Origin of the sequence: Shewanella bicestrii (genome assembly GCF_002216875.1) — a bacterium.
In the GTDB taxonomy this organism is placed as follows: Bacteria; Pseudomonadota; Gammaproteobacteria; order Enterobacterales; family Shewanellaceae; genus Shewanella; species Shewanella seohaensis.
Genome location: NZ_CP022358.1, coordinates 3391021 through 3416688, shown reverse-complemented (window position 1 = coordinate 3416688; position 25668 = coordinate 3391021). Strand labels below are relative to the sequence as shown.

Sequence of the window (25668 nt, the reverse complement as noted above, 5' to 3'; positions counted from 1 at the left end):
TGTCTTGTGGTTCCCGAGACAACACCTTTTTTTATGCCCACTCATTAATGTTTTCGCTGGCATCAACATAGGCTTGCAGGGTGTTGACTTGTTGTTGATTCGCCATTTGCTCCACAGTTGCGGTTCTAGCCGGATCGTTGTGACTCAAATAGTAAGCCGTGGGAGCCGAAATCCCATCGTTCGTTCCCATCGCGATATTGACCATGTCCGATGCGACCTGATACTTCATTTTGGTTGCTTGAATATGAGCATATTGCTCAACACCCGCCTTCACTTTGCTTAAGTCTGGCGCATGAGGTTGTGGGATCGGGTCCACCTGCGACAGTTGTTTCGCTTCATTAGATAGGGTCACAGTGCTCGCGCTGGCGGGTGCGGCTGTTGCCGTACCCGTCGTGGCTGTTGCTGCTGGCTGTTGATAGGGGGTTGCGGTATTACGATAGGCTTGGATTTGCATAGCTTACCTCGAGTGTGGGCGTGCGATATGGCGTTATCATACGGTAACCGAGCTTGAGCTAAGCTGAACGGGTGGGAAAATAGGTCATCGGAGAGGGCAAGTTCATCGCAATAAACTTGCCCCAAATCGTTAAAACTTAATTTGAATGTCTGTCGCTAACGTATTGGCGATAAAGCAGTTTGCGTGTGCTTTTTCGTGAATTTTCTCAAGAGTCTCAGCAGAAACCTCGACACCTTCGGCAAACACTACCTTAGGATTTAAGATCATTTTTGTGACGGCAAGCTTACCAGTCTCGTTTTTACCCAACTCTGCCGAAGCCTCGTCGACATAGGAGGCGACAGGGAGACGTTTAAGATGAGCAATGGCGAGGAAGGTCAACATATGACAGGAGGATAAGGCTGCAAGCAGGCTTTCCTCTGGATTAACCAAGTGTTCATTGCCCTTGTACTCGGGGGCGGAAGATGCCTGAATCGTTTGACCGCTGCCAAACGTAATGCTGTGGTCACGGCAGAATTCGCCTTCTTCGGCTGGAGAGGTTTGCCAATTCACCGTTAAGTTAAAGCCCATGTTTTTCTCCTCATAGCAGGACATCAGGGCACTATAGCTTAGCTAAAAAGACTTCTCCAGCATGGGGCGCACAGTTTAGTGCGCCGCCTTTGAAACGACTTAGATCCCACCCGTTAACAACAAGCTGCAAGTCAGTACACTGCCGGTGACTATACCGATGGGAAGATGGCGCGGGCTGTAGCTTAGGGTCAAAATCACTAACATCGCGGCCAGCGAGATGATCCCCATAAATAAAATGCTGCCATAGGCCCAACCTTGTCCCTGAGCGCAGGTGCTTAGGCTGATGATTAATAACAGCCAAGCAAACAGGGTTAACAGACGGCTCTGCCACTGCGATGGTGGGCGCTTAAACACATCCTTAAAATGGCCAAACTTGGCTAACGCAAACAGCGCAAGGGAGAGATAACTGAGCCCGAGAATGCCGAGCACTGGGATAAATTCTGGCATCATGATTTTGCTTCCTCCAAGGGAGACGACGAGGCAAGTTCGTTAGCATAACTCGGATCAGGTTGTTTTCTCCTGACTTTTTCAACTGCTGTGGTATTTTTTCGACTCGGCTTTTGCAGTGTTTTCACCACGGCCGAGAGTCGAGTGCTCGCAAAAAGCATGGCACAGCCCAGTAACAGCGCGAGCACATCAAACCCCACCAGTGCCCATTGTTGGCTGCGGATATTATCAATTAAGTGGCTCGGAGACGTGGCCGCATTTAACAGCGGCAGTGCGCAATAAAGCGCTCCGATAAGCATCAAGGCGAATTGCCAATGGCGTCGGCTTCGACCGAAAAATGCCCATACGCCCATCACTCCTAAGGCGATAAAGAAACTGTGTACTTCCCAGGCTGATCGGGCGGCAAAATCCGTTGGTAATAGGCGGTTTGCATAGAAAAATGCCGCCGCGCCCAAGGGCAAGCCTAAGATAAACATGAAGTTTAATCCTTCGACTAAGCGCAGGCCACGGCTTGCTTTCTCGCCTTTATCGATTGCTTTTTGCTGTTTCTGGCGCAGACGAATCGCCCACATTAAGGTGCCCGTTGCGACCATGGCGCAGCCGAGTAAGCCACAGAAGAAGAACAAAATACGTAGCAGTGGCGCGGCAAAACGCGCAGTGTGCAGTGACATCATAGTGTCGTAGGTCACGACGGTTGCCGACATCTCATGGGGGCTGGCGTACTTGAGTTCACCCGTGACACCGTTAAACACTAAGAGTGTTGATTCGTCGGTGACGTCTTTACCGGTATTTTGGTAGAAGGTCACTTGGCTATTTTGATCTTTCGGATAGGAAACAATCACCTGCTTGATAGGTGCATCGCCCCATTCTGCCTGAACTTGCGGCAACAGTTGGCTCAAGCGCACTTGCTTTGCCTGAATGCCCGAGGCTTTTTCTGTCTGTCTTGCCGGATTGAGTTCTTTTAAAAAGGCTTGATTATCCTCAGGATAAGCCGTGCTTACCGTCCATGGGATATAGATCAGCATTAAGGTGATTAAGCCAGTATAGGTGATCATTAAATGGTAGGGCAGGGCAATCACAGAGCTGACATTATGGGCATCTAACCAAGAGCGAGCGCCCTTGTTCTGACGAAAGCTAAACAAGTCTTTAAAGATACGCTTATGGATAACGATGCCGCTGATAAGGGCAATCAACATAAACATAGTGCAGACACCCACAATGTAGCGCGCCGTAATGGCTGGCATGTAGTGCAGGTCGAAATGTAAACGGTAGAAGAAGTCACCGCCGCGGCTATCGCGGACATCGGTGATCATGCCACTGCCATCGGCCTTGGTGACATGCTGCTCGATTTTGCCACGGCGTTGACCCTTTTCAGGCGGCAGTTGCCACGCAAAGCTCAGCATGGGGCTTCTATCGGTTGGGAAATTGATTAACCAGCGTTGGGTTGTCGCAGCGGAATGCGCTTCAATATAGTCTTGACCTTGGTCAAGCTGACTCGCTACTTGATTCGTTTGATAGTCTTGAAAGGCGCCGCGGTGGAGTTCTGGCTCGGCCCAAAGGCTCATTTCATGGCGAAAATAACTCAGGCTACCAGCAAAAAAAATCAGCAGTAATACCCAGCACACGAGCAAACCCGCCCAAGTGTGCAGCCATGAGAGGGTTCTAAAAAAAGTTTCTTTCATCTTACTGTCCACACACCTTAAGCAGAGCAAAACATAGGAGGCTAAATAGGCTTAAGTCACGCCACGCATGCCAGGTTTTACGCACACAGAAGGCGTAAATGATGGCGATGGCATAAAACAAAAAGGCCAGCATATTGGCGGTTAAGGTGCTTTCAAATCGAGACATTGGCAGGACTTGGGTCAACATACAGGCTAGTGTTGCCGCAGCGATATAACCCGCTAATAAAGCGGCAGTGGCGCGCACAAACACCTGCAAACCAAACTGGGTCTGGTCTTGCTTAATCCAGCGAATGACGGCGTGATAATAACTCGTCACAGCGGAAGCTGAGGCTGCCGATGTTGGTGTATTGGAAACTGGGATATGAGACATAAGTGCTGCTTATTTCAGTCAATATTAAAACCGTTATGGCGATGTGCCATATCATGCATACCACTCCATTGATTGTTCTTATGCCTAACCCAGTCCACTTGGGTGCATGAGCAAAGGAGAGTCGCTACTCGGCTTGGAGTATAACCTAGTTTACTTAAATGATAAACAATATCATTTGCGTTTATCTGTGAGATCCCTAACGAATTTGTGACAGCGTAAACATCACGCTGGAGTCGTTTAAGCGGCAAACATTTCATAATGTGCAATTTGTCACAAATGTTTGGTTTTATTGATGTGATTGATCTTGCTTGTTTAGAATTTGGTTAATTTTTATGCTGTCACTGTGAGCTTAATCAAAGCAGGCGTTCTGTGCTTTTGGCAAAATGCGGCGCAACTTTCACATGGAATCCGTTAGTGCGCCCTATGCAAACACATTCAAAAAATGGTGAAAAACACCTATCCGAAAACGCTATTCTCCTCTCGACGACCGATCTCAAAGGCAACATAAAGTATGTCAATCAAACCTTTTCGCAGATCAGTGAATATAGCGTTGCCGAGTTGCAGGGGAGCCCGCATAACATAGTGCGCCATGGTGATATGCCATCAGCCGCCTTTAAAATGCTTTGGGAACGGATAAGAAGCGGCAAACCTTGGATGGGGATTGTCAAAAATAGAACAAAAAACGGTGGCTATTACTGGGTGAATGCCTACGTCGCCCCAGTGTACGAAAATGGCAAAATTCATGAATATCAATCCGTTCGCCGCCAAGCAACGCCAGAACAAATCAAGGCGGCTGAGGACATCTATCAAGGGATCAATCAAGGACAACAGCCCAAGGCGCTGAAAAAAGACCGCTTAGGATTTCGCGGAAAAATACTCATGGCGATGTTGTTTACCATCGCTCTAACCGCGTACTTGGCAACGTATTCGCCCATCTTAGCCGCCCTTGCTGGTGGACAGCTTGCCTTGGGTCTGTGGTACATGCTCATGCAGCCCTTACAGGCATTAGTGCAGGTGGCCAGCAATATTATCGATGATCCCGTTGCTATGGGGGTTTACACCGGCAGGCAGGATGAAATCGGTAAGCTAGATCTGGCGCTGCGATTTTTGATCACCGAAATTGGCGGCGTAGTGGGCCGAATGGCGGACTCTGCCAGTGAGATCCAAGAGCAGAGCGTGAATCTTAAACAAACTATCACCAATACATGGGAGCATGCCGATAGCCAGAGCGCGCAAACCACGCAGGCGGCAACGGCGATGGAGCAAATGAGCGCCAGCTTTGCCGAGGTAACGGATAATATCCATCGCACCGCATCCGAGATGGTTTCTAGCCATGAGGCGGCGCAGCGTGGTCATTCACGGCTTGAAACTGTTATCGAGGCGATACATCAGCTGAGTGTGCAGGTGAGCCATTTCTCCGATGTGGTGCAAACGATTGAGCAGGACAGCCAAGCGATTCATCAAGTGCTAGAAGTGATCCGCGCTATTGCCGATCAAACCAATCTGTTAGCGCTGAATGCCGCGATTGAAGCGGCGCGGGCGGGGGAAAGCGGTCGCGGTTTTGCGGTCGTTGCCGATGAAGTCCGGCAGTTATCTAGCCGAACCAGTCAGTCGACCTCACAAATTGAGCTGATTGTAAGCCGCTTTAAAGACAGCACACAAAAAGCAACCTCAACCATGACGGCCGGACAGGAACAGGTTAAGCGCTCTGTGTCCTTGGCGCAGGATGCCAGCATAGCTTTTGGCGAGTTGTTATCTTCTATAGCTCGCATCAACTCCTTAAGTGATGACAATGCCGCAGCCATGACGCAGCAGGCATCGGTGGCGGCGGAAATCAGCCGAGCCATCCATGTGATCAGCGATTTGGCGCAGCAGAGTTTAGAGCAGACACAGGATGCGGCGGCGAGGGGCGATCAGGTTTCGCGCTTATCCACTAAAACCCACCATCTGTCGCAGCAATTTTGGCAGCAGAGCGTACAACGTAAGTATTAACCCTTGTTATTTGACTGGTTGGTTTATATTTTTGTTGCTGATTGTAAATCAACCAGTTAGCTGTTTTTTAAGTTCCCTTCGCGTGTCATTTCTTTGATAAGTCTCACATTTAGCGACTGTTAATACCCGTTTAGCTCGAAATATTTGTCTAGGGGGCTTGTGTTTTATTTGCCATGCCCCAAGCTCTAATAGTGAAGCGAAAAAAAGTAAAGACACTAAAAGGGACACCCTATGAAAATTAATCTTTCTGGTCACCATGTCGATGTTACTGATTCTGTAAAAGAACACGTTAACGAAAAGTTTTCTAAAATCGCCACTCATTTCCCCACACTCATCGGCCTCGATATCATTATTGCTAAGGAGCATGGCGAGTTTCAGGTTGAAATTCGAACAAATTACGAAGGTAGTCGCATCTCAGCATCGGGTACGGATGAAATCATGTATCCCGCGATTGCCGCCGCAGCCAAAAAACTGGATGCAGCACTAAAACACCGTAAGGGTCAGTTGAAGGCGGACTTACATGAAAAGCCAACCTGCACCACGGCACCTATCGCCCATGAAATTATCCAAGAGATGGATTTGCGCTAGGATTAAGCCGTAGGATGCAATAAAAAAGGGCCAGTTGGCCCTTTTTTATTGGCTGCGATTTGGCTTAAACCAAATGGTTAAAGGCAGAATATTTAGAGCCTGGCATTTATAAGCCAACCCTTAAACTTGCCGCATTTCTTAAATCAAAGAGAGCTGCAACCCCTTAAGCACGGCTTGGGTGCGGTCACGGCAATCGAGTTTAGCCAGTATGGTGGAGACATGGTTTTTGACCGTGCCTTCGGCCAAAAACACTGCATTGGCAATTTCTTTATTGGAAAATCCCCCCGCCATAAAACCTAAGATCTCCCGCTCGCGTTCGGATAATAAGTCGTGAGTCGGGCCGCTTTGCGCTGTTGCAGAGGATTGCTGCATCTGTTCTAACACTGATGGTTCAATCAAGTGTCCGCCCTGAGCCACGGTTTCGATGGCCTCAAGTAATTTATCCAGAGAGACATCTTTCAATAAGAAGCCATTCGCGCCCGCCTGCAGGCTATTTAAAAACAATTCGCTGTCATCAAAGGTGGTTAACATAATGACTGGTATGGAATTTTGTGCAGCGCGAAGCTGTTTTAGCAGACTGATACCATCGAGCACAGGCATGCGTATATCGCTTAAAAGCACATCTACGGCATCGGTTTGCAGTCGTTTTAGCGCCTCTTGACCATTCTCTGCCTGCCAGCTCACCTCGATATGCTGTGAGATGGCAATCAAGCTGGCGATACCCTGACGTACAAGCTGTTGATCTTCCACTAATCCTACTCTGATAGTGCGCGCCGTGGGCTGACCATAGGTTGTGACTTTATGCTGAGATTCCATGGGGGATTCATTCCTTGATTAAGCGTGTCGGTTTACATGGCGCATTACAATGCGTTGCAGCGCGGCAGACGAATCATTAGCGAGCAGCCTTGAGTACGCGAACTATCTACGCCTGCGTGATTAGCTTGCAAACGCGCACTGCCGTGAAAGGGGGATAACCTTTCTTGCATGCTACTTAGCCCAACGCCCTGAGAGGGGCTTTGGCTAATTCCTTGGCCATTATCTTTAAGGCAAATGATAAGCTCCGCCTGCTCCTCTTGCATCGACAGCGTGAGTTGATTGGCATGGCCATGGCGCACTGCATTACTGATCCCCTCCTGCAGCACGAGCAATAAGGCTTGTGCCAGTTCAGTCGACTGGAGCGGCATTAACGATTCGTACCGCAGGCTAACATTGGGCAAACGGCTTGCAATGGCATCGAGCGGCGGCGTTAAATCGAGACCAATATTCACCCGCTGCGCCCGAACTACGGCGCGGATGCTCTCTAATAATTCCTTGGCAAGCGATTTACTCTGATTGACTGTGGGTTTGAGCTCCGAAGGCGCTTGATGACTTAAGAGCTCAAGTTGCAACGATAACGCCGTGAGCTGGTGGCCGAGAATATCGTGCAGATCCCGTGAGATCCTCAACCTTTCTTGCTGCTCGCTCGTTTGGCTCAGCAAGGCTCTGGTGGCGATAAGTTGTTGATTAAGATGTTCCTGTATCCGGCGAGACTCGCGCTCGGATAATCTCGCTTGGCTACTGCTGTAGGCAAACAGTTGAAACCCCATATAAATAAGCACATTAATCATCACATTGTTTGAGGTTTGGGTGTGCAGGATCAGGTAATAACCAAGATTGGCCAATAAGATCTGTGCTATTGCGACGCGGCGATTAAAAAATTCTGGCAAGAGCGAGGCCCAAATTACCAGCAGAATGGGGAGCAATGGATGTTGACTCAACAGCATCAATCCGAAGACGCTGCCGATGAGTGCGGTACTTAACAGCCTGCTCAGATTGAGGTTTTTTCGGGGAAAGTCCTGTGTCGTTAATAACAAGAAGAGCAAGATAAACAAGGAATACAGGGTGATATGGCTAAAGGTCGCGAGCGTGGGGAGCTTTGCTTGCATATCCTGATTGAGCCCTAGCCAAGCAACGAGCGCCCAGGTGAGGCTGCCTGCGCCAATCAGCATAGTTTCTGCTCTGATTAATCGATTTCCCTGCACTGATTGGTTTCCTTTTATTCATGTTGCACCCATTCTAAGGCAAGAATGCAATAAGTCACTAAGTCACTAAGTCACTAAGTCACTCAGTCACTAAACTAACTAAGTGTCACTGTGGCAAAGGTGGCACAGTGTCAGTGGCTTCATAAGCAATTTGATTTATTTCATTAAATTGTCATCAAACTTGGCTTGATCTTCTTAAGCGGCTGGCATAATTTGGCCTTATGCACAAATTTGCCGTTTACTTCACCCACACTACGACCACAACTGCTTCGGCGGTGCGTGCGTAGCGATTTGTGCTTAAAAGAATCGATTACTCAACCCCGCCCAAAGTGGCGGGGTTGTTTTTTCCGTCTTTTGGGCAATAATGCTGGAGAATGTGATGGATAACATGAGCTTGCCTAAAACTGCGCTGTTAATTATTGATGTGCAGCAGGGACTGTTTTACGCCGATGCGCCGCCCTTTAATCGGGAACAGGTGCTAAATAATATCAATCTGTTAATTGCCAATGCCCGCGAGGCAGGAGCACCGATTTGGGCGGTTCGCCATACCGGGCCGGAAGGTTCACCCATTGCTGCCGGAACGGCAAATTGGCAATTGATTGAATCCTTAGCGATTAATCCGCAGCTGGATAATATCTTTGATAAAACTAAGCCAAGTTGTTTTTATCAAACCGGATTTGCAGAGGCGTTAACCCATGAGGGGATTACCGAGCTGGTGATAGTGGGGATGAAAACCCAGTATTGTATCGATACAAATTGTCGGATTGCGGCTGAACTTGGCTGGCAGGTGGTGTTAGCCGACGATGCGCACACTTGTATGGATACGGCGCAGCTCTCGGCAGAGGCGATTATTGCTCACCACAATGCCACGCTCCAAGGCGCCTTTGTGCGTTTAGCCAAGAGTGCGGATATCGTATTTCGTTGATGTCCAAAAACAAAAACGCAGCCCTTAGGCTGCGTTTTTTGATATCAGAATCAACTTATTCTTGAATGTCTGCGTTGTGATACACGTTTTGTACGTCGTCACAATCTTCTAATGCGGCGATAAACTTATCGAAGGTTGCAACATCTTCGCCTGACACTGGGGTCATGTTTTGTGGTACAAAGGTGATGTTTTCCACTTCGAAGTTGATGTCTGGCATCGCATCGGTCAGTGCAGTTTTCACTTTGAAGAACTCAGTGTGCGGCGCGATAACGCTGATCATGCCGTTTTCCACTTCGACGTCGTTTACATCGGCATCGGCCATCATCAGGATCTCGAGGATGGCATCTTCGTCTTCACCTGGGAATACGAAAACGGCAGATTGGTCAAACATGTGACCTACCGTGCCTGGTGTGCCGAGTTTGGCATCGTTTTTCACGAAGGCTTGGCGTACTTCTGTAAAGGTACGTTTTACGTTGTCGGTTAAGCAGTCAACGATAACCATGCAGTTACCTGGACCGAAACCTTCGTAACGCGCAGTATCATAATCTTCACCGCCACCACCTTTGGCTTTATCGATAGCACGTTCAATAACGTGTGCTGGCACTTGGTCTTTCTTAGCGCGTTCGATTAAACGGCGAAGTGATAAGTTGCCGTCTGGCTCAACACCACCTTGTTTGGCGACTACGTAAATTTCTTTACCGTAGCGCGAATATAGGCGGGTTTTCTGGCCAGCTGTTTTCGCCATGGATTCTTTACGGTTTTGATATGCTCTGCCCATCTTGATCTCGTTAGCTCAAAAAAATTGCGCCGATATTAGCAGTTTTAAGTCTGATTGTGCAGTCACTCTCGCGGGAATTATTGCGGATAAAGCGATGGATACCACATTTTAAGATGGCATTTATTGCTGACACTTTTGGCTTGGGGAAATAGGCAATTCGGTTATATCTATACTAAGGTCTAATGCCATAAGCGCGATAGAGTGCTGATGATAGCAAGATAGTTTATATTTCCTATGGGCGAATAGTTCAATTTAGTCAGAGGGATAGACTCACTTTATCGTTCTCAATCTTGCCTATTTCGCAAAGCTTTGCGAATCGAATGGCAAAGGATAGCCAGTGAATGTCCGCTTCTCTCACTCCCCTAGTGCGTGTATTCAGTGAGAAACATTATGGAATTACAACATAAAGTCGCCATTGCGCTCAGCTTTGTTTTAGTCGTACTCAGTAGCCTCCTTCTCAACGCGATAGCACTGTCTGGTTTCACGCAGGCGCTGATCTTGGGGGGAATTGTCTGTGCTTGGGTGCTGTGGATAGTGCAGCGCTTAGTAAGCCATTCCACGCCAAAATCTGAGCAAGTGACGAAGGCATTCAAATCAGTTAACTCGCCAGAGCATGAGATCAGCGTGCAAACCAGTAAGATTGCGATTGGCTCGGCCGAGGTGTCGCATTTTATTGACCTATTGAATAAATCCATCGAGTCCAATGGCGAACATGCCAGTGCCATTGCGGTGGCGGCGTCACAGTTAAGCCATACCACGGCGCTGTTAGGCGACAATGCCACGCATATTTTAGGGCAAACTCAAGAGGCGGAGCGTTTAAGTGTGCAGGGGCGTACCCAAGCACAAAAGGGCGTATCGGCGATAGAATCCCTCAGTGGCGACATCAATACCGCCGCACAGCAGGTGCAAGCACTAAAATCTAAAGCCGAACAAATTCAAAAAATTACCGAGGTGATTAACTCTGTTGCCGAGCAAACGAATTTACTGGCTCTCAATGCCGCCATTGAGGCCGCTCGGGCGGGAGAGCAGGGGCGTGGCTTTGCCGTGGTCGCCGATGAGGTCCGCAGCCTTGCGGGCAAAACGGCGGGCGCAACCAAAGATATTGGCAAGATGTTGCTCGAGATCCGCGCCGAAACCGATAAAACCTCGGGACTGATGGAGCGGGTTGTCTCGCAAACCGCCGATGTGGTGATGGCAATGGGTACACTCGATGGCCACTTTACCGACATTTCTACATCCGTTACCCATTCGGCGCGGGCTCTGGGTGATATGGAAGACTCACTCAAACAATATAACCACACCACCAATGAGATAAGCGGTTCGGTGAGCCAGATCCGCGACTCCCTTAACGTCACAGGCAAGCAAAGCCACAAACTCTCGGAGCAGGCGTTTACCCTGTCTTTAACCACTGAGGGTATTTTCAGAGCCCTAGCGAATTGGGATACCCACACCTTTGACCAGCAAGTGTTATTACTCGCCAATGAAGCGGCTAAAGCCTGTGGCGAAAAGCTCTCCCAGGGATTAGCTAATCGTAGTTTTACCGAGACTGAATTGTTTAATCCACAATATCAACCAATTGCGAATACTCAGCCACAAAAATACAGCACGGCCTTTGACCGCTATACCGATCAACATTTTCCTGCCATACAAGAGCCAATCCTCGCCAAGCACAGTGAGATAGTGTATGCCGGCGCCGTGGATAGAAAAGGTTATTTCCCAACCCACAATAAGCGCTTTAGCCAAGCCTTAACCGGTAAGGTGGAAATTGATATGGTGCATAATCGCACTAAGCGTTTGTTTAACGACCCGACCGGAATACGCTGCGGCGCCCATACTGAGCCTGTGCTGCTGCAAACCTATAAGCGAGATACCGGGGAAGTGATGCATGATTTGTCCGTCCCGATTTATGTCAATGGCAAACATTGGGGCGGTTTTAGGGTTGGATTTAAGGCGAAATCTTAATTAGTGTGTTTATTCTAAATTTGTTGCATAACGACGCAGAATAAAATGTTGACTAGTTGTGATCTTTGGCGCGTATTTGCTTAACAGAATAGAAATAGTTTGGCATCTATTTGTCGAAGTGCTTAAATAACTGGATATTCATGGCGCTAAGATTTTCCTAAGGGTTGTATTTAGGCTTGTCGCATGATGTTTTTATAGTTTTTTGATTTTAAAAGGTAAAATGCATCTTGGAGTTTTGTTGTTATAAGAGATGAAGGGAGACTCTTGCCACTTTGATCGATAGCAGTAGATTCTGCTTAATGTGAGTTAAAAGTTATGCAAGCAACACAAGCGACAGTTACCGTTTTGTATTATGACGCGCCAGTCGGGTTAATTATGCACAACGCGGTGTTAGAAGGTTTACCTGTGAGCGATTCCGGTCGTGTGATGATACCTGCGAGTTTTCGTAAGGGAAAATCCATCATCGCCGTGCTTGAAGGTGAGTGTAAAATATTGAACTCACTCGGTGAGCGGGTATTTGCGCAGGCTAATATAGGTTAATAAAAACGAAAAATAGCACTGGCAACACTTGAAACTTAAAGGACGATAAGTGGATTTATCGTCCTTTTGCGTTTTTGGGGCGGCTTAACTAAGCACGCCGCTTTTATCTGCAGACATCATCAAACAACTTATCGGCCAATTGCTGTAGGATTTCCGCCTGCGGATGGGTATGGGCAAAGGTTCTTAACCCATAAATGCCCATCATCAAGTATTGCGCCCGCTGCTCACTGTTAAGCTCGCCATGCAACATCCCTTGGGAGTCCGCTAATTCAAATTGTGCCGTCAACGCATACTGCCAAAGCATGAGGTTTTGACTGATAATGTTTTGGATTTCATCATCTTGCTCTGCAATTTCATTTAAGGCTTTAGTGAGCAAACAAGCTTGCTGGCTATCGCAGCTTAAACATTCGACCACGATATTGTCTAAGTAGGTCTTTAAATTACCCAGCACGGGACGGCCATTGGAGAAGATAAGCTTGAACTGCTCGTCTCTATCCTGCTGATATTGCTCGATAGCGGCGATGAGCAACCCACGCTTATTACTAAAAGCGCAATAAATGGAGCCGGGATGTAATCCCGTTGCTTGGGTCAGATCCTGCATGCTGGTTTTGGTGTATCCCTTGTGCATAAAGGCGGCCATCGCTCCCCTGAGCACCTGCGCCCTATCAAACTCTGCGTTTCGCATTGCAATGTCACCTCTCACCGATACTTGTGCTGATTCTAACTAATTTTGAACAAACATTCAAAAATGTTCTTGAATGATCGTTCAAATAAGAATATCTTGAATGCACATTCAAGAATGGGGCAACACCAATGACGATTGAACATGCAGCGAATTCCGTGGGTAATTTATTCGATACCTACAAACTTAATGACACTATTACCTTAAAAAACCGTATCTTAATGGCGCCATTAACGCGCTGTATGGCCGATGCGGATTTAGTGCCGACCGATGACATGGTGGCTTACTATGCTCGCCGCGCCGAAGCGGGATTGATTATCTCCGAAGCGACGATCATTCGCCCTGATGGTCAAGGTTACCCAAATACGCCCGGCATTTTTAATCAAGCGCAGATCGCCGGTTGGCGTAAAGTAACGGATGGTGTGCATGCCAATGGCGGCAAGATTTTTGTGCAGTTATGGCATACCGGCCGTGTCGCGCACCCACATTTCTTCGGTGGCGGCGATGTACTGGCGCCTTCGGCAGAAAAAGTAGAGGGCAGTGTGCCCAGAATGCGTGAGCTGATCTATGTCACTCCAAAAGCGGCAACTCTTGAAGATATTCAGGGCTTAGTCCGCGATTATGCGAAAGCGGCTGAAAACGCGATTGAAGCCGGATTCGATGGGGTTGAGATCCACGGTGCAAACGGATATCTAATCGATGCATTCTTACACCATGACAGCAACCGTCGTACCGATGAATATGGCGGCACACCTGCCAATATGTCACGCTTTGCCTTAGAAGTGGTTGATGCGATTGCGGCGCGTATTGGTAAAGACAGAACCGGTCTTCGTATTTCTCCCGGCGCCTATTTCAATATGGCTGTCGATAACCGTGACCGCGCCGTGTTTGACTACCTATTACCTGAGCTTGAAAAACGTGAACTGGCCTTTGTGCATATCGGTATCTTCGACGACAGCATGGAGTTTGATTACTTAGATGGCCGTGTTTCAAGCTATGTGCGTGCTAACTATGGCAAAACCTTAGTGGGTGTAGGTGGCTACAGCGCCCAATCGGCAAGTGAAGCGATTGCCGCCGATAAGTTTGATTTAATTGCGATTGGTCGCCCCTTTATTGCCAACCCTGATTATGTGGCAAGAGTGCGCCAAGGTCATGAATTGGTGACCTATAGCGATGAAATGCTGGCAAGCTTGGTGTAACTCAGAGCAGCAATTACCGATAAGAAAGGGTTAGCTTAGCTAACCCTTTTGCTTTTGGTTCAACGATCAATTGGCTTTAGGGAGCGCCCTCAGGGCATTGAGTTTCTGCTGGGCAATCCCAAATACGCACTCTGGGGCATAATGGCCTGCGTGTTTCCCATCATCGCCTCCTAAGGTCGCCGCCGTTTTACCTAGGAGTAGTGCCATCGCTTGGGTAACATGGCTAATCGCCCAAATATGGAATTCTCCACGCTCAACCGCTTCCACAATGTCTTGGCGTAACATGAGGTTGGCGATATTCGACTCGGGAATAATTACCCCTTGGCTCGATGAGCGGCCCTTAATCTTACACACATCGAAAAAGCCTTCGATTTTTTCATTTACGCCGCCGATGGGTTGCGCCTCACCAAACTGATTCATCGATCCGGTAATGGCAATATCCTGCCTTAAGGGCAACTCACTGATGGCGGAGATGATGGCGCAGCATTCGGCCATCGAGGCGCTATCACCATCGACACCGCTGTAGGATTGCTCGAAGGTGAGATAGGTGGTGAGGGGGATTTGCGCGGTTTTACCAAGGACCGAAGCCAAATAAGCCGTCAGGATTAACACTCCTTTAGAGTGAATGCGCCCACCGAGCTTAACCCTATGCTCAATATCCAGCACTTCACCCTTACCGAAGGCGGTGGTTGCGGTAATACGATTCGGGAGACCAAATTGATGATCTGAGGTTGATATCACTGATAACGCATTGATTTGGCCGACAACTTTATCGTGGGTATTGATTAATGTCGTGCCGTTGATAAAGCTCTCCATAATATTGTCGTGCAGGCGTGAGACCCGTTGCTCTTGGTTTTTCAGTGCCTGCTCAACGTGCTGTTTTTCAATACATTGACTTGCGGCGGCCTTAGCGCAGAAGTTTGATTCCCTCAGCAGATTGGCGATGTTTGCCGAATGCAGCGACAGCTTTTGTTGGTCCTGCGCCTCACGGGAACTGTATTCGATGATGCGTGCGATGGCACTGCGGTCACAGTGCAACATATTGTTATCGTGGACTATGCTGGAAATAAATCGTGCATATTGCGCCTCTGAGATATCGGTTCTGTCCATCACATCTTCAAAATCGGCCGTGCTCCTAAATAACTCACTAAAATCAGGATCATAATGCTGTAAAAGCTGATAGGTTTCGTGATCCCCAAACAGAATGATCTTCACATCTAAGGGAATAGGTTCCGGCGCCAATGAGATAGTGCCCGACAGTGAGACTTCCCGCTCTAAGGAACTTAAATCTAACTTGCGTGAGCGCAGTGCGCGTTTCAAGCCGTCCCACACATAGGGGCGCTCCAGCACTTTGATGGCATCCATCAACAGCACGCCACCGTTGGCCTTGTGTAAGCTTCCTGGGCGGATGAGTGAGAAGTCGGTAAACACTGTGCCCCTAAAGGTAGCGTTCTCAACATAGCCAAACAGGCTGTGGTAGCTTGGGCTTTCTTCGACCACAATCGGGAATTTTTGCTCCCCTTGGCATACGATGACGTTGACCTGATAGCGGCGTGGCATTTTCTTTTCAAGGGAGGCGTAGGCGAGGGCGAGTTGCTCTTCACTCTCCTCAAGGAAAATATCTAAATTACTTAAGATATCCGACTGCATCCCCGTTAAGAAGGCTCTGACTTCGGGCTGATGTTTGTATTTGTCTTTCAAGGGTTTGAAAAAGTGCACCAGCACATCTTTAGCGACTTGTTCGTCGTGTTCCTGTTGGGTATCGCTAAACTCTTCTTCCCATTCGGTATTTTGTCGAATGATGCCGCGAAGTTTAACTTCGAGCCCATTGATATTGCTTTCAAACTGGGCGCGCTCGGCTTCGGTTAAGGCGCCAAAGGAGACCTCGTCATGGGGCTCTTCGCCATTGAGGGCAACCATTTGATAATCGCCCTGCAGGGTTAAACTGAGGCTAATGTTTTTCTGTTTGGCTTCTTCACTCAGCTCTGTCAGCGCGGCTTCTTGTTTTTGTGCTAGTTGGCTTTTGAGCTTTTCAGCTCGGGCATAATACATTTCGTTATCGAAGGCTAAGGGCAGCGCTTTGACCAGTTTTAGCATGAGTTTTTCGATGGACTTTTTAAACTCTTGCCCCGTTCCTGCGGTCAGCTTGAGCACTTTAGGACTGCGGGTATCGTCAAAGTTAACCACATAGCACCAGTCAAACAGTGACGGTTCAATGGGATCATGGCGATTTAGGTAACGCAGCATCATAGTACGTTTACCTAAGCCGTTTTGGCCAATCGCATAAATGTTATAGCCCTTTTCCTTGATCCCCATGGCGAATTCCACCGCCTGTTGGGCACGTTCTTGACCGACAATATCATCGAGTGGCGTGAGCTGAGCGGTAGACTGACACTCAGGGTTAAGCTGTTTAAGTTCGGATTTACGATAAAGCTGTTGACTCGTTAACGGGATGGCGGGTGTTGCTGTGGGCACGGTAGGCATAGAGATCCTTGTTTTTCATCCTGATTATTTCCATTGTAGACAATAGGATAATGTTGTTGTCAATCAAAAGGCGGTAATTTGTCTTTAAATCAGTGTTGTGGCTGATACATGGTTTTTTGCAGAACGACAAGATGAAAAAGCATTGCTTTTCATTGTGTTAGATTTGCTGGTTTCCTCGGAGCGTTATTTGAAACAAAGTAATCGGCGATTGAGTCAAATATTTATGTATTAGTGAATGACGATGATTGAGTGTCTGCGGTAATATCTACCCAGATGCTGTGCGGGTTAGCGCGTAGAAACGCTTAAAGCGATGAATCTAAGCTGGTGGCTATCAAGGCTGGATTGCGGCGTGTGAAGGTGAGGGCGAGTGATGTCCTCAATAAAATGGAATTGTAGAGGCTACAGTAAGCAAGCTTATGATTGATGTTGCAATTTCACAAAAACAGTTGACGGATTGGGCAAACGACTTGCAGTTGATTGCCGATATAACGCAGTCGCATGCGGTGATTTTACAAGCCAGCGCGGCGGGTGACTATCGCGTACTTGTACAGTCAGCACAATGCAAATTGGCTGATATTGAAGCCCTTATTAGGCATTTTAATCTCCAAGCGCATTTAACCTTACATCAAAATGCCACCCCTAAGGTCAAAGTCGCTTCCTCTGTAGACGCTGCTGATAACCCCTTTAATGAATCACGTACTTTTAGCCACCATCAGGTAAATCTGCCTGAGGATATCCGCAGCGGCAGTGCCTATCAGCACGCCCTTATCCAAGATATCAGCGCGAATCAGCAATGGTGCGACACTGGGCTCGGGAGCTTAATTTACCTGCCGATCCTCTGGACCTCGGGGGCACATTTTGGCGTCTTATGTGTATATCACAGCGATCCTCTACATTTAGGGGATAGGGCGTTGCAACTTGCGTCTCTAACGGTCAATAGCCTGCAACTTAATTTGAGCGAGTGGTTAAAGCAGCAAAAACAGGCGTTGGATATGCAGCGTGGGCAAGTTTATGCGCCCGATGTGATTGACTTACAAACCTTTATCGATAGTTTTGAAGAGCATATTTGGGTCAAAAATTCCCAAGGTGTTTACACCATCTGCAACCACAGTGTGGAGAAAGCCTGGGAGTTGCCCCGCAGTGAAATTGTTGGCAAGACGGATGAAGACCTTTTTGGTAAAGAAATCGCCGAGATTTTTCTCAATGGTGATAGGCTTGCCATTGAAGCGGGGACACCGATTATCGTCGCCGAGTGTTTAGACGGTGAAAAACAGAATAAACACTTATGGTTAGAAACCCTTAAAATTCCAGCAATGACCTCTGAGGGCGCACTTGCCGGTGTCATAGGCATGACCCGCAATATCTCCAAGCATAAAGAGGTTGAAGAGCAGCTCACGCTGGCGACCAATGTGTTTAAACATACCCTCGAAGGTGTGGTGATCACCGACAGGCATGGCAATATCACCGATGTGAATGGTGCCTTCTATGAAATCACTGGCTACTCTCGGGAAGAGTTGCTCGGTCAAAATCCACGATTATTTAACTCGGGTCGCCACGAGAAAGCCTTTTTCGATGCCATGTGGAATCACTTACTCGAGACGGGTAAGTGGAATGGCGAAATTTGGAATCGCCGCAAGGATGGCACTATCTTCCCGCAAAATATCACCATCAGCACCATTTATGATGAGTTAGGTGATGTGCGCTATTTTGTGGCGGTATTTTCCGATATTTCCGCTCAAAAGCAGAGCGAGGCCCAGCTAGCCCATTTAGCTTATTTCGATCCTTTGACCCATCTGCCAAACCGCATGAAGCTGATGATGCAGCTCAAACAGGAACTCAGACATGCAAAAAGGCTCAATGCCCAACTAGCCACAGTGTTTATTGATGTGGATTTGTTTAAACACATTAACGACAGTTTCGGCCACAGTATTGGTGACGAAATGCTGGTGGAGCTGGCTAAGCGGTTACGCAGTCAGCTGCAAGAGCAAGATGTGTTGTCGCGAATTGGCGGCGATGAGTTTGTAGCACTGATCTCGGGAATTCAAAGCCATGAGGATGCCGCCGCGGCCATTAACCAATTACGCCAAGTTTTTGAACAGCCCTTTGTGGTGAGCACTGGGGATCATCTGCGTCTGACAGCCAGTATGGGAGTGTCCATCTATCCCGATGATGGCAGTAATGCCGATACCTTACTGCGTAACGCCGATGCCGCCATGTACCGCGCTAAGAGTGAGGGCCGCAATAACTTTGCCTTTTACACTGAGTCGCTCACTAAGCAATCATTTGAGCATCTAAAACTGCAGAGTGCGCTTTATGGCGCCCTTGAGCAGAACGCTTTGTATTTGATGTATCAGCCTAAATTGGATTTAGTCAGTCGTAAAACCATAGGGGTTGAGGCGTTACTGCGTTGGAATGACCCCATATTAGGGCAAATTTCCCCTGGGGTGTTTATTCCCGTCGCCGAGAAAATCGGGCTGATTTACGATATTGGTTTGTGGGTGCTCGAAACCGCTTGCCTTCAAGGCGTGCGTTGGCTTACCGAGGGGAAACCTTTTGGCCGAATTGCCGTTAACGTTGCCGGACAACAGCTACAACGTAGCTCCTTTGTCGAGGATGTGAAACGCATCCTGACGCAAACAGGATTGCCCGCCACTTGCCTTGAGCTTGAAGTGACTGAAAGCGTGATGATGCACAATCCCGATGTGGCGATTCGCGACTTAAAGCTGCTAGGGGATCTTGGCATTGAGCTTTCGGTCGACGATTTTGGAACCGGTTATTCCTCTCTTAACTATCTGAAAAAACTGCCGATTCATAAGCTTAAAATTGACCAATCCTTTGTGCGGGATATCCCCTTCGACACCAACAATACCGCTATCGCTAAAGCCGTAATTGCCCTAGGGCATGCGCTCAAGTTAGAGATAGTGGCAGAAGGGGTTGAGACTCAAGCACAGGCTGAGTTTTTAACCCAAAACCTGTGCGATCAGGCGCAGGGGTATCTCTTCAGCCGTCCGCTATTACCCGCGGATGTTGAGGCGTTTTTAGCGAAAGCTTAAGCGCGTCTAGTGAAAGCCTAAGCGTGCCTATCGACCATAAGGCTGATTAGGCACGATTAACGCCGTGAGCAACTGACAGATGCAATGCAACTGGTCGCTCTAGCGGCTGTCTGTTAACATGGCGCCATTATTGTTTTTGGTGATCTTCCATGTCTTTTAGCGCGCTTTCCTTACATTCTCAGTTAGTGAATACCTTAGCCGAACTTGGCTATCAGCAGCCCACGCCCATCCAAATTGAAGCCATTCCCGCTATTTTGGCAAAACAGGATGTGATGGCGGGCGCACAAACGGGAACGGGAAAAACCGCAGCCTTTGCTCTCCCAATTTTGCAACAATTACTCATCGATAACGAAAGCCAAGATGCCCCTAAAGATGTTCGAGCCCTAGTGCTAGTGCCGACTCGTGAGTTGGCGGTGCAAGTGCAGCAGAGTTTTGTGAAATATGCCAAAGGCACGGATATTCGTGTTGGGATTGCCTACGGCGGCGTGAGTATCGAGGCTCAGCAAGCCGAATTTAAGGCTGGCATCGATGTGCTTATCGCGACGCCTGGGCGCCTGCTCGATCACCTGCGTCAAGGTGCACTTAACCTTAAGCGTTTGAGTGTGCTGGTATTTGATGAAGCCGACCGTATGCTCGATATGGGATTTATGGATGAAATCAAAGCGGTGCTCAAGCAAGTGCCCGCGCAGCGACAGACACTGCTGTTCTCGGCCACCTTAGACGATTCGATTTTCGGTTTTAGTAAAAATCTGCTCCGTGATCCTAAGCTTATCGAAGTCGCGAAACGCAATACCACGGCCGCACAGGTGGAGCAGCGGGTCTATGCCATCGACAGTGACCGTAAAACCGAGTTTGTCAGCCATTTAGTGCGCAGTAAAAATTGGCAGCAAGTGCTGATCTTTAGCCGCACTAAGCAGGGTGTCGATAAGCTGACCACTCAGCTCAATCAACTCGGGGTGGCAACGCAGGCATTTCACGGTGACTTATCCCAAGGCGCAAGGGAGAAGGTTTTAAAGGATTTTAAACAAGGACTAGTGCAGGTTTTAGTCGCGACCGATGTCGCCGCTCGTGGCCTCGATATTGCTGACTTGCAGTATGTAATTAATTTCGAACTGCCCTTTATTGCCGAAGATTATATCCACCGTATCGGTCGCACTGGGCGTGCGGGTAGCGCTGGTTTAGCGATTACGCTCTTTAGCCAAGAGGATGCACTGCTGCTTGAAGAGGTAGAAGCATTGCTCGATAAACGCCTGCCGCAGCAATGGTATCCCGGCTTTGAACCTGATTTTAATAAAATGGAGCCCGAGCCAAGACGCAATAGTAAAGCGGCTCAAAAACAGCGAGCTAAGAAGCGCGCCCTAGGCGGCAAGAAACGGTAACGCTAGTTTGCTATCGCGTATGGCTAAGCTTGTGGGTTTAAAGCGTTATCAAAAGTCCTGATTTAGATACTTATCCGCCCCAGAGATGGGGCGGATTTTTGTTTTTCAACCGTTGACGATTCTGCGGTTCTCTTGCGTGGCAGTTTACTAATCTTTCACGGCTCTCACGCTGCCGATGGCATTTGGGGTCGCATCTCGCTCATTGTGTGTCTAGTAACTTGCTTGTAAAGGTCTTATTTTTCAGGTTCTTAGCGAAAAATGTTAAGCATTAACTAAAATAGACTTCAGCTTGGTTATTACGTTGCCGCTCTTCATTTTTTTCAGTCGCTTCTTTAATTAGCTCAGTTTTTTGGGCTTCGAGTAGCGCTATCTGCTTGGCCTTTTCTTCCTCGGATAAGCTGTCATTGGCGGCAATTTTCGCCATTTCTTCTTCTAGTTGCTTCAGTTTTTCCCTGTCGACTCCGGTGCGTTTATCGAGGATTGCCTGCATGGCCTCCGCTAATCTGTCTTCGGGTTTTGCGCTCTCTTCTGTATCGGCAATATTTTGCACATTGCTGGTGTAATGTTGTTTGGCATTGGGCGCAAGCTGGCTATAGGTATCACTGGTTTCAGAGCTTCGAGTCACGCCGCCCGATAGGGTGACAGTATCTTGCGGAGCTGTCATTTGAGGTCTCGAACTTTCCGAAGTGCTTGGTACGCCCTGCGTTTGTTGAGTCTGAGCCGATTTTAGCTGGCTTAGTGCAATGGCTGCATAGCTATTGGGATTGATGGCCGTCATTTCCCTATTCTCCCTCGTCGATGTTTACTTCCTGATGCCGCGCCAATCGGGCGAATAAACTAAGCAATATCAGGGCCAAGCCCTAGCGACTTTCGTTGGATTTTTAGCGTCAGGAAATTTTTATAAAAATTTGTACAAAAACTTGATCCTTGTACAAGAATGGTCCGTAATATTATTCAAAGTGATACAAGGAATAGCATTATGTACAAGTTTAATCCGCAGCGAATTCAAATCGGGATCAGTGCCTGCTTATTAGGGGAGAAGGTGCGCTTTGACGGTGGGCATAAAAATTCTTCCTATTGTAATCAAGAGATTGCCCCATTTTTTAATTATGTTCCCTTGTGTCCAGAAATGGCGATTGGCCTAGGTGCACCGCGAAAAAGCATTCGATTAGTGCGCGATGGTGAGCTGATCCGCGTGCAGAGTGGTGATGGCAGCTTAGATGTCACCGACAAACTCAATCGCTTTAGCGAGCAAAAGGTTGAGGAATTAGGCTTTTTAGGCGGTTACTTACTCTGCGCTAAATCGCCGACCTGCGGTATGGAGCGGGTGACCGAGTACAAAATTGGCACCAATAATGGCACTAAATCAGGGATTGGAGTGTTTGCCCGTAAGTTGATGGAGCGTTACCCCTATCTACCGGTTGAAGAAGAAGGTCGTCTGCACGATATGGTGCTGCGGGAGAACTTTTTTACCCGAGTCTATGCCTATCATGACTGGCACAGAATGTGTCATGAAGGCTTAACTAAGCACAAGCTAGTCAAGTTTCACTCCCGCTATAAGTATCTGTTGATGGCCCATAGCCCCAAATGGTACCGCGAGCTTGGGCCGATAGTGGCCAATATTGAAGACTTAGCTCAAACCGCTGAGCGCTATTTTGCGGGCTTTATGACCGCCTTAAAAATCAATGCCACCCGTCGAAACCATACCAGCACCTTACAGCATATTCAGGGCTATTTTAAAAAGCATTTGAATAAGGAACAGAAGTTGGAACTGTCTGAAATGATAATGAAATATCGCCAAGGGCTTCTCCCTTTGCTGGTGCCAATCACCTTGATTAACCACTATTTGCGTCAATTTCCTACCCCCTATATTGAGGATCAAGTGTACTTAAATCCTCACCCTGAGGAATTAAAGCTGCGCTATGCCTATTAATCACAGGTACTAGCCTAGACCTGCGCTTGAGCGATTAGATAATGCATCAAAATTAACAAGTTAAGTGATGATATGAAACGAGATGATTCAAAGGTTGAGGCCGAAAACCTCGAGAGTCGCGAGCTACTTCCAATCGGCGAAGTGTCGCTACTCACAGGGGTAAATGCGGTAACGCTAAGAGCATGGCAGCGCCGCTTTGGGCTGGTCATTCCTGCGCGCACGCCTAAGGGCCATAGGTTATACACACCTGAAAATATTCAACAAATCCATGAGATCAATGCCTGGTTAGCCAAGGGGGTCGCCATCAGTAAGGTCAAACCTTTATTGATGAGTTCGGCACTTGCGACCAATGCCGACAGCACTGCACTGCAAGAAGGGGATTTGTGGCAGGAGCAGATCACAGCTTTAAATAGTGCGCTGTTTGAACTGGATCAACAAAAGCTGCACCAAATCCTTGATGAAGCCCTAGGTTTATATCCCTTTCAATTGGTTAAGCAAAAATTGCTGCAGGCTTGGATGGCACAGTTACCTGCGTTGCTTGAGCCTCGTTTAGATGCCGAGCTGTTGCTTACATGGTTAGAGAGCGAGTTAGCCAGCCGCATTGGAGGGCGCGCCAGTTTTGCCGGGCAGGCCAGTTTGGCGCAAATCGGTCTAGTGTGTTTGCCATCTGTCCAAGGGCAAAAAACGGCCGAGCAGCTTAGCGGTCAGTCGAACATGACTCATTCTAATATAATGAATTCGAGTATCACTAATCGCTTGTATTGCCTGGTTTTACGCTTAGAACTTGCCGAGTTAAGAGTGTCAGTCATTAACCTTGGCGTGCTCGACACCACAAGCCTTGGGCTTATCAACAATCGGCTCAAGGTAGATGCTGTCTTGCTACTGCCTGAGGCGAATCATCCGCCATCGAAAATCTTTGAGCTGCAAAGCTTGCTCGAACAAATGGCTCAGCCCAGTTATCTCATCGGACCCTTTGCACCGACCCTAACGGCCTTATCGGCGTTTATGGCGCCAGACTTGGCTGAATGGGTTAGCCAAGTTTCGGCGGCAAAAGAGCAACATAAGAAACAGCTGCGCAAGCAGAAAAACGCGGCTGAAGCGCAGCAAGGAGAGCAAGCCGATGAGCGATAATCAAACCCCAGCGGCAAAGCACGCGTTGATGTGGTTTCGTCAGGATCTGCGTCTAACGGATAACCAAGCGCTGACGGCCGCCTGTGATTGGGTGCGGCAAGCGCCTGGCGCAAAACTCAGGGCGATTTATATTGCGACTCCGAACCAGTGGCTCAGCCACGATATGGCGCCGATCCAGATTGATTTTATCCAGCGGCATGTGAATTTACTTGCCCAAGGACTGGCAAGCCTAGGGATTGAATTTGAGCTTATTCAGCTCGATAGCTTTAAAGAGGTGCCCGCTTTTTTAGCAAGTTACTGCGAAAAACTTGGGGTTGAGCGGGTATTTGCGGGGCGAGAACCCGAAATCAACGAGCAAAAGCGCGACCAAGCCTGTCTCGATACGGGTATCCCCTTAGTGCTCAGCGACGAGCATTGCCTATTGCCGCCAGGTACTGTGCTTAACTTAAGCGGTGATATGTATAAGGTGTTTACGCCCTTTAGCCGCAAGTGGCGAGAAATTGCCGCCAAACGCGCCATTTTTCCGCTTGCTGTGCCCGCGCCGCTTGGCCCTATGTTACCTGAACCAAAGCCAATCAGTTTTAAAGAGCGTTTTCAATCGACAAGCAAGCTAACCTCGAGCGAGCAATGGGCGGCGGGAGAGGGGCAGGCAAAACGTATTCTTACCGCATTTATTAAGCAGAAAGTCCAAGACTATAAGCAGGATAGGGACTTTCCTGCTCTCGATGGCACCAGTGTTATCTCCCCTTATTTGGCGCTAGGCGTGCTCAGCCCAAGGCAATGTATTGCGGCGCTGCTTGGGCGTTTTCCCGATGTGATTGTCGATGATACTAGCCCTGGGCGAACCTGGTTGAATGAGCTTATCTGGCGGGAGTTTTATCGTCATTTGTTGGTGGCTTTTCCTGATTTATCCAAGGGGCACAACTTTAATCGTCAGGCCGATCATGTGCAGTGGCGTAACAACCAAGCTGAGTTTTTAGCGTGGTGCGAGGGCAAAACCGGTTATCCGATTGTGGATGCGGCGATGCGCCAGCTCAATCAAACCGGCTGGATGCACAATCGGCTGCGCATGGTGGTGGCGAGCTTTTTAACCAAACACTTGCTTATCGATTGGCGCTGGGGTGAACGCTATTTCCGCCAGCACCTTATCGACGGCGATCTGGCGGCCAATAACGGTGGCTGGCAATGGTCGGCGGGCTGTGGCTGTGATGCTCAGCCTTATTTCCGCATTTTTAATCCCATCAGCCAGAGCGAAAAGTTTGATCCAGATGGCAGCTTTATCCGTAAGTACTTACCAGAGCTGGCATCTTGGGGAATCAAGCGTTTGCACCAACCCAATATGCAAAAAACGCCTTCGTTATTTGAGGCGCCAATGCTGGAGTCTGACTCAGCTTATCCCTGTGCGATTGTGGAGCACAATGCGGCAAGGGCGAGGGCGCTGGCGGTACTTGGGGTGCTGAAAAAGGCCTAGGCCATAGGCT

22 protein-coding genes are annotated in these 25668 nt (G+C 48.4%); 11 read left to right on the top strand and 11 right to left on the bottom strand.

Features of this window, described 5'->3' with window-relative positions; genetic code table 11:
* Window positions 1–31: 31 nt before the first annotated feature.
* The 5 genes from CF168_RS14935 to CF168_RS14915 all read right to left on the bottom strand — a co-directional run bounded on the left by CF168_RS14935 (window position 32) and on the right by CF168_RS14915 (window position 3520).
* Window positions 32–454: a hypothetical protein gene (locus tag CF168_RS14935; protein WP_011716241.1), complete on the bottom strand. Its 423-nt coding sequence runs from the start codon at window positions 452–454 to the stop codon at window positions 32–34.
* A 129-nt stretch (window positions 455–583) separates the two neighbouring features.
* On the bottom strand, window positions 584–1021 hold the full coding sequence (locus CF168_RS14930) for an OsmC family protein (RefSeq protein WP_011716242.1): 438 nt from the start codon (window positions 1019–1021) through the stop codon (window positions 584–586).
* Between the two features lie 99 nt (window positions 1022–1120).
* Entirely contained in the window at window positions 1121–1471 is a 351-nt protein-coding gene (locus CF168_RS14925; RefSeq protein ID WP_011621934.1) for a DUF3325 domain-containing protein, read from the bottom strand.
* Entirely contained in the window at window positions 1468–3150 is a 1683-nt protein-coding gene (locus CF168_RS14920) for a PepSY-associated TM helix domain-containing protein (RefSeq protein ID WP_011716243.1), read from the bottom strand. Before CF168_RS14920 ends, CF168_RS14925 begins: the two co-directional genes overlap by 4 nt.
* Before the next feature lies 1 nt (window position 3151).
* Window positions 3152–3520 (bottom strand): DUF3649 domain-containing protein, encoded by a 369-nt coding sequence (locus tag CF168_RS14915; protein WP_089068215.1) that lies wholly within the window; start codon window positions 3518–3520, stop codon window positions 3152–3154.
* 423 nt (window positions 3521–3943) lie between these two features.
* On the opposite strand from CF168_RS14915, the gene CF168_RS14910 reads away from it, so the two are divergent.
* The gene (locus tag CF168_RS14910; RefSeq protein ID WP_089068981.1) at window positions 3944–5512 is read left to right on the top strand and encodes a methyl-accepting chemotaxis protein; all 1569 of its coding nucleotides are present in this window, start codon (window positions 3944–3946) and stop codon (window positions 5510–5512) included.
* A gap of 231 nt (window positions 5513–5743) precedes the next feature.
* Window positions 5744–6100 (top strand): ribosome hibernation-promoting factor, HPF/YfiA family, encoded by a 357-nt coding sequence (gene hpf, locus CF168_RS14905; RefSeq protein WP_011716246.1) that lies wholly within the window; start codon window positions 5744–5746, stop codon window positions 6098–6100.
* A 138-nt stretch (window positions 6101–6238) separates the two neighbouring features.
* Here the strand turns inward: hpf and CF168_RS14900 are convergent, their stop codons facing one another.
* Both CF168_RS14900 and CF168_RS14895 read right to left on the bottom strand, forming a co-directional pair.
* Window positions 6239–6916 (bottom strand): response regulator transcription factor, encoded by a 678-nt coding sequence (locus CF168_RS14900; RefSeq protein ID WP_011716247.1) that lies wholly within the window; start codon window positions 6914–6916, stop codon window positions 6239–6241.
* Window positions 6917–6960: 44 nt separating this feature from the next.
* Window positions 6961–8088 carry a sensor histidine kinase gene (locus CF168_RS14895; protein WP_041412577.1) on the bottom strand — a complete coding sequence of 376 codons (1128 nt, stop codon included), beginning with the start codon at window positions 8086–8088 and terminating at the stop codon, window positions 6961–6963.
* Window positions 8089–8500: 412 nt separating this feature from the next.
* Here CF168_RS14895 and CF168_RS14890 point away from each other — a divergent pair, with 412 nt between their 5' ends.
* Entirely contained in the window at window positions 8501–9046 is a 546-nt protein-coding gene (locus tag CF168_RS14890; protein ID WP_089068214.1) for a cysteine hydrolase family protein, read from the top strand.
* Between the two features lie 55 nt (window positions 9047–9101).
* On the opposite strand, the gene CF168_RS14885 is transcribed toward CF168_RS14890, so the two are convergent.
* Window positions 9102–9824, bottom strand: a complete 723-nt coding sequence (locus CF168_RS14885) for a YebC/PmpR family DNA-binding transcriptional regulator (RefSeq protein ID WP_011716250.1) — start codon at window positions 9822–9824, stop codon at window positions 9102–9104.
* A 390-nt stretch (window positions 9825–10214) separates the two neighbouring features.
* Here CF168_RS14885 and CF168_RS14880 point away from each other — a divergent pair, with 390 nt between their 5' ends.
* Window positions 10215–11786: a methyl-accepting chemotaxis protein gene (locus tag CF168_RS14880; RefSeq protein ID WP_011716251.1), complete on the top strand. Its 1572-nt coding sequence runs from the start codon at window positions 10215–10217 to the stop codon at window positions 11784–11786.
* 315 nt (window positions 11787–12101) lie between these two features.
* A complete protein-coding gene (locus CF168_RS14875) occupies window positions 12102–12326 on the top strand; it encodes a TIGR02922 family protein (RefSeq protein WP_011621944.1) in 225 nt (74 codons plus the stop codon).
* 103 nt (window positions 12327–12429) lie between these two features.
* Here the strand turns inward: CF168_RS14875 and CF168_RS14870 are convergent, their stop codons facing one another.
* Window positions 12430–13011: a TetR/AcrR family transcriptional regulator gene (locus CF168_RS14870; protein ID WP_011716252.1), complete on the bottom strand. Its 582-nt coding sequence runs from the start codon at window positions 13009–13011 to the stop codon at window positions 12430–12432.
* A gap of 128 nt (window positions 13012–13139) precedes the next feature.
* Here CF168_RS14870 and CF168_RS14865 point away from each other — a divergent pair, with 128 nt between their 5' ends.
* Window positions 13140–14207, top strand: a complete 1068-nt coding sequence (locus CF168_RS14865) for an alkene reductase (protein ID WP_011716253.1) — start codon at window positions 13140–13142, stop codon at window positions 14205–14207.
* A gap of 66 nt (window positions 14208–14273) precedes the next feature.
* Here the strand turns inward: CF168_RS14865 and CF168_RS14860 are convergent, their stop codons facing one another.
* Window positions 14274–16691: a Lon protease family protein gene (locus tag CF168_RS14860; protein WP_089068213.1), complete on the bottom strand. Its 2418-nt coding sequence runs from the start codon at window positions 16689–16691 to the stop codon at window positions 14274–14276.
* 416 nt (window positions 16692–17107) lie between these two features.
* Between CF168_RS14860 and CF168_RS14855 the strand changes: the two genes are divergently transcribed.
* Entirely contained in the window at window positions 17108–19744 is a 2637-nt protein-coding gene (locus tag CF168_RS14855) for a bifunctional diguanylate cyclase/phosphodiesterase (RefSeq protein WP_011716255.1), read from the top strand.
* A gap of 149 nt (window positions 19745–19893) precedes the next feature.
* On the top strand, window positions 19894–21123 hold the full coding sequence (locus CF168_RS14850) for a DEAD/DEAH box helicase (RefSeq protein WP_011716256.1): 1230 nt from the start codon (window positions 19894–19896) through the stop codon (window positions 21121–21123).
* 268 nt (window positions 21124–21391) lie between these two features.
* Here CF168_RS14850 and CF168_RS14845 read toward each other — a convergent pair whose 3' ends face one another.
* Window positions 21392–21901: a hypothetical protein gene (locus CF168_RS14845; RefSeq protein WP_011716257.1), complete on the bottom strand. Its 510-nt coding sequence runs from the start codon at window positions 21899–21901 to the stop codon at window positions 21392–21394.
* Between the two features lie 201 nt (window positions 21902–22102).
* Between CF168_RS14845 and CF168_RS14840 the strand changes: the two genes are divergently transcribed.
* The 3 genes from CF168_RS14840 (at window position 22103) to phrB (ending at window position 25658) form a co-directional block, all read left to right on the top strand.
* On the top strand, window positions 22103–23056 hold the full coding sequence (locus CF168_RS14840) for a YbgA family protein (RefSeq protein ID WP_011716258.1): 954 nt from the start codon (window positions 22103–22105) through the stop codon (window positions 23054–23056).
* A 72-nt stretch (window positions 23057–23128) separates the two neighbouring features.
* A complete protein-coding gene (locus CF168_RS14835; RefSeq protein WP_011716259.1) occupies window positions 23129–24187 on the top strand; it encodes a MerR family transcriptional regulator in 1059 nt (352 codons plus the stop codon).
* The gene (gene phrB, locus CF168_RS14830; protein WP_011716260.1) at window positions 24177–25658 is read left to right on the top strand and encodes a deoxyribodipyrimidine photo-lyase; all 1482 of its coding nucleotides are present in this window, start codon (window positions 24177–24179) and stop codon (window positions 25656–25658) included. The genes CF168_RS14835 and phrB overlap by 11 nt, the downstream gene beginning before the upstream one ends.
* The last annotated feature ends 10 nt before the right edge of the window (window positions 25659–25668 follow it).

Excerpts from the sequence above, each read along its gene's own strand:
- CF168_RS14850 (WP_011716256.1), top strand. The coding sequence starts at position 19,894 with ATGTCTTTTAGCGCGCTTTCCTTACATTCTCAGTTAGTGAATACCTTA.
- CF168_RS14865 (WP_011716253.1), top strand. The coding sequence starts at position 13,140 with ATGACGATTGAACATGCAGCGAATTCCGTGGGTAATTTATTCGATACC.
- CF168_RS14880 (WP_011716251.1), top strand. The coding sequence starts at position 10,215 with ATGGAATTACAACATAAAGTCGCCATTGCGCTCAGCTTTGTTTTAGTC.
- CF168_RS14885 (WP_011716250.1), bottom strand. The coding sequence starts at position 9,824 with ATGGGCAGAGCATATCAAAACCGTAAAGAATCCATGGCGAAAACAGCT.
- CF168_RS14930 (WP_011716242.1), bottom strand. The coding sequence starts at position 1,021 with ATGGGCTTTAACTTAACGGTGAATTGGCAAACCTCTCCAGCCGAAGAA.
- CF168_RS14875 (WP_011621944.1), top strand. The coding sequence starts at position 12,102 with ATGCAAGCAACACAAGCGACAGTTACCGTTTTGTATTATGACGCGCCA.
- CF168_RS14840 (WP_011716258.1), top strand. The coding sequence starts at position 22,103 with ATGTACAAGTTTAATCCGCAGCGAATTCAAATCGGGATCAGTGCCTGC.
- hpf (WP_011716246.1), top strand. The coding sequence starts at position 5,744 with ATGAAAATTAATCTTTCTGGTCACCATGTCGATGTTACTGATTCTGTA.
- CF168_RS14870 (WP_011716252.1), bottom strand. The coding sequence starts at position 13,011 with ATGCGAAACGCAGAGTTTGATAGGGCGCAGGTGCTCAGGGGAGCGATG.
- CF168_RS14855 (WP_011716255.1), top strand. The coding sequence starts at position 17,108 with ATGATTGATGTTGCAATTTCACAAAAACAGTTGACGGATTGGGCAAAC.
- CF168_RS14925 (WP_011621934.1), bottom strand. The coding sequence starts at position 1,471 with ATGATGCCAGAATTTATCCCAGTGCTCGGCATTCTCGGGCTCAGTTAT.
- CF168_RS14900 (WP_011716247.1), bottom strand. The coding sequence starts at position 6,916 with ATGGAATCTCAGCATAAAGTCACAACCTATGGTCAGCCCACGGCGCGC.
- CF168_RS14845 (WP_011716257.1), bottom strand. The coding sequence starts at position 21,901 with ATGACGGCCATCAATCCCAATAGCTATGCAGCCATTGCACTAAGCCAG.
- CF168_RS14915 (WP_089068215.1), bottom strand. The coding sequence starts at position 3,520 with ATGTCTCATATCCCAGTTTCCAATACACCAACATCGGCAGCCTCAGCT.
- CF168_RS14835 (WP_011716259.1), top strand. The coding sequence starts at position 23,129 with ATGAAACGAGATGATTCAAAGGTTGAGGCCGAAAACCTCGAGAGTCGC.
- CF168_RS14910 (WP_089068981.1), top strand. The coding sequence starts at position 3,944 with ATGCAAACACATTCAAAAAATGGTGAAAAACACCTATCCGAAAACGCT.
- CF168_RS14935 (WP_011716241.1), bottom strand. The coding sequence starts at position 454 with ATGCAAATCCAAGCCTATCGTAATACCGCAACCCCCTATCAACAGCCA.
- CF168_RS14860 (WP_089068213.1), bottom strand. The coding sequence starts at position 16,691 with ATGCCTACCGTGCCCACAGCAACACCCGCCATCCCGTTAACGAGTCAA.
- CF168_RS14920 (WP_011716243.1), bottom strand. The coding sequence starts at position 3,150 with ATGAAAGAAACTTTTTTTAGAACCCTCTCATGGCTGCACACTTGGGCG.
- phrB (WP_011716260.1), top strand. The coding sequence starts at position 24,177 with ATGAGCGATAATCAAACCCCAGCGGCAAAGCACGCGTTGATGTGGTTT.
- CF168_RS14890 (WP_089068214.1), top strand. The coding sequence starts at position 8,501 with ATGGATAACATGAGCTTGCCTAAAACTGCGCTGTTAATTATTGATGTG.
- CF168_RS14895 (WP_041412577.1), bottom strand. The coding sequence starts at position 8,088 with ATGCTGATTGGCGCAGGCAGCCTCACCTGGGCGCTCGTTGCTTGGCTA.